A 599-nucleotide genomic window follows, 5' to 3' on the forward strand; every position below is an offset into this window, starting at 1 on the left:
GTGGGTGGCTGGGGCACTTGACCTTCCTAGGGTAACCTCATCATGGCACTATTCAAGGCGGCTGGTTTCATCATTATGATCCAGTTAGTTTCAGGCTCAAGTCAGGTGTAAGCGACTTTGTTTATTGTATTAATGCACGCGTACTGAGCGTCTAATCAAGACAAGTGGCTTAGGTCTGTAGGCATATAATCAGGTTAAACCTTGTTGGTTATTAACTCACCCAATTGATTGATGCTCAGCCTTATATCCAGTTAGATGTTCAGCTCACTCAATACCGTGACTAACTCTTTAAGAATTTTGCTTCATCGAATACCGTCTCTTTTTTAAGCATATAATAAACACAGCGACCAAGCTTATGCGCAAGCGCTGACAGTGCTTTGGCTTTACTCATTCGTTTTTGTAGTTTTTCGAGGTATTTGTTGGCGTTGTGATTGTGACGCAGCAGCAATACAGCGGCTTCGGAGAACGCCCATTTTAGATGTGCATTGCCAATTTTGTTGCCTTGGGTGCCATAGGTTTTGCCGGCAGACTCTGCTTTACATTTGACTAACCGACTATATGAAGCGAACTTTTGTACGCTTGAAAAGCGATTAATGTCC

The 599-nt window shown here is 43.1% G+C and carries 1 protein-coding gene; it reads right to left on the reverse strand.

All coding sequences use genetic code 11. From position 1 onward, the window contains the following. Positions 1 to 280 precede the first annotated feature (280 nt). Positions 281 to 599, reverse strand: a 319-nt coding sequence (locus CWB65_RS19460; RefSeq protein ID WP_138741285.1) for a transposase, incomplete at its 5' end; no start/stop codon positions are given.

It is taken from the genome of Pseudoalteromonas sp. S554, from assembly GCF_005930865.1.
GTDB lineage: Bacteria > Pseudomonadota > Gammaproteobacteria > Enterobacterales > Alteromonadaceae > Pseudoalteromonas > Pseudoalteromonas marina.